Below are 2239 nucleotides of genomic sequence, written 5' to 3' on the forward strand. Positions count from 1 at the left end.
AGAGGGCGAGAAAGGCGATGTCGCGGCGGTTCGACAGTTCGTTAGCACCTACTCCGACCACAATCAGACGCATCAGCTCTTAGAGACGGTTTCATAAAGACTGCTGAGAGCGCTGAAGGGTGTTCCAGCAGATCAGGCAACAGCCGAGCTTGAGGAATGCCTCGTGAATATCAGCGCGACGCTCAAAGCGGATACGGAGGCGGCGGAAATTATGGAGCCAGGCGTGAGTACGTTCGACCACCCAACGCACCTTCCCAAGGCCGCTGCCATGCGGCTGGCCGCGCCGTGCAATGCTGGTAGAGATGTTGCGCTCATGAAGCAGGCGCCGGTACTTGTCGTGGTCGTAGCCCCGGTCTGCGTACACGCGCTTGGGCCGACTCAATGGTCGGCCGCGAGCACCTCTGATCGGCACAATGGCCTCGATCAGGGGTACCAGTTGCGTGACGTCATTGCGGTTTGCGCCGGTCAGGATCGCCGCGATCGGCGTACCGTTGGCGTCGGTGGCGATGTGGTGCTTGGAACCGGGTCGCGCGCGATCGGTGGGGTTCGGTCCAGTTTTTCGCCCGCCCCAACCGCACGTATCGACGAGGAGTCCACCACCACGCGCGAGAAGTCGATTTGGTCGGCCGCGCGCAGTTTGGCTAGCAACTGCGCGTGCAATGCGTCCCACACACCGGCCTGCTGCCAATCGCGCAGTCGGCGCCAACAACTCACGCCCGAGCCACATCCCATTTCCGCCGGCAGGTCGCGCCAGCGGATCCCAGTCTTCAACACAAACAAGATACCTGTCAGCGCTGCGCGATCCGGCACCGGCTTGCGCCCCGGGTACTTGAACCGACGTGGTTTGGCTGCAGGTAGAAGTGGCTCGATTAGCTTCCACAATTCGTCATCAATGATCGGCTTGCCCATCTCCCTGATCCATCTGTCACGATGGCTCAGGTTAACAGCTTGCTGACAAAGTTAACAGCCCCCGGAGGCTTTTTGAAACCGTCTCTTAGGAGCTCTACAAAATGACTTTCTGAGTTGGCGCCAGCAGATGATGCAGCAGGGGATTTTCAGAAAGGCTTCATGAATGATGGCGAGGCCTTCGAAAAGCACGCGCACTCGCCCAGCCGCATCTCGGCGCTCGAGCTCGCCGCCTCGCGTCACCGCCAATCCATCGGGCCAGCACCGCCGAACTGGCACCAGTCGCCGAACAAAATAAGCCGTGACATGCTCGCGGAAAGTCCGGGCGCCTGACGAAATCGGCCTCCCCATCTTTTGCACGCTCTCCTTCACGACTTGTGGGCGTGCCGCGCCAACGCGCGCTCGTCGGCAGAAGATGGGGTTTTGGCCAATCGATCCGGTGCGCCAGGCATAAGCTTGCGGAACCGGTCGGACAGTGCCGGGCTGGCGGCTCGTGCACGCTGCCGGTCCGAAGCGGCGCCCACTTCTTGTCCGGCCGGACCCTGCACGCCTTGCTGGCAGACTGTGGACCTGCATCGCGGCGTCCCGTTCCGCCAGCCATCTGTGACCAAGCAGGGTCCGCGTCGCCCCTGCAGCGCCTCGCCAATGTAACCCGGGTGAAGGGACAAACGATGGAGAAGCCATGACAACCTGCATTAGCCCGAAGGCAAGCGCGGCCGCCTGGCCGCGCCCAAGTAAGACGCTGGCGAGCATGTGGATTTGGTGGGGTGGGGGGGTGCTGCTGGCCGCATTGTCGGGATGTGGCAACGGTGGCGGCACGGCGCGTCTTGCCGTGGAGGCGGCTGATGCGTGGACACTTTGTGCCACGGAGAACAAGACCTGCGTCTTCAGTGGCACCCGGCAGGTCAAGTACGGCACCGCCACGCAATACGTGACCAAGACCTTCACCGACGGCGTGGCGTGCAATAACGGTGTCTTCGGTGATCCCGCACCGGGGTCGGCCAAAGCGTGCTGGTATGCGAGCACGACGGACTCGCCAACGGCACCCACGCCCAGCGCCGGCAATCCGAGCACGGCTGTGCTTAGCTGCAATGCGCCTGGCGAGAGTACTGACACTGACGGCAGCGGCGATGCCATCGAGGCAGACCTCGCCAGCGCTGACGGCACCCGCATGGTCGCCGCCGGCGCCAGCATTCAGCTGCGCTTCGTGACGCGTGCGAGCGCCAGCGACGTGGTGAACTGGCAAATTGCCGATGCCTGGGGCACGGTCCGCGCGAGCGGAAGCTTTGCCGCGGCGGCAGGGCCGCGCAGCACGACGTTGGACTGCGTTTCC

3 protein-coding genes are annotated in these 2239 nt (G+C 63.3%); 2 read left to right on the forward strand and 1 reads right to left on the reverse strand.

Annotated features, from left to right (window positions below):
• Positions 1–91: 91 nt before the first annotated feature.
• Positions 92–909, reverse strand: a protein-coding gene (locus VFG49_RS13080) for an IS5 family transposase (protein ID WP_324861167.1) whose coding sequence is annotated in 2 segments (ribosomal slippage) — positions 92–561 and positions 561–909 — 819 coding nt in all. Because the reading frame shifts where the segments join, the coding sequence is not laid out codon by codon here.
• A gap of 159 nt (positions 910–1068) precedes the next feature.
• Between VFG49_RS13080 and VFG49_RS13085 the strand changes: the two genes are divergently transcribed.
• Together VFG49_RS13085 and VFG49_RS13090 are read left to right on the forward strand one after the other, a co-directional pair.
• Positions 1069–1239: a hypothetical protein gene (locus VFG49_RS13085; protein ID WP_324861169.1), complete on the forward strand. Its 171-nt coding sequence runs from the start codon at positions 1069–1071 to the stop codon at positions 1237–1239.
• 442 nt (positions 1240–1681) lie between these two features.
• Positions 1682–2239 (forward strand): hypothetical protein (locus tag VFG49_RS13090; protein WP_324861171.1); only part of this gene is annotated, 558 nt, incomplete at its 3' end.

The organism is Dyella sp. (assembly GCF_035685885.1).
GTDB lineage: Bacteria > Pseudomonadota > Gammaproteobacteria > Xanthomonadales > Rhodanobacteraceae > Dyella.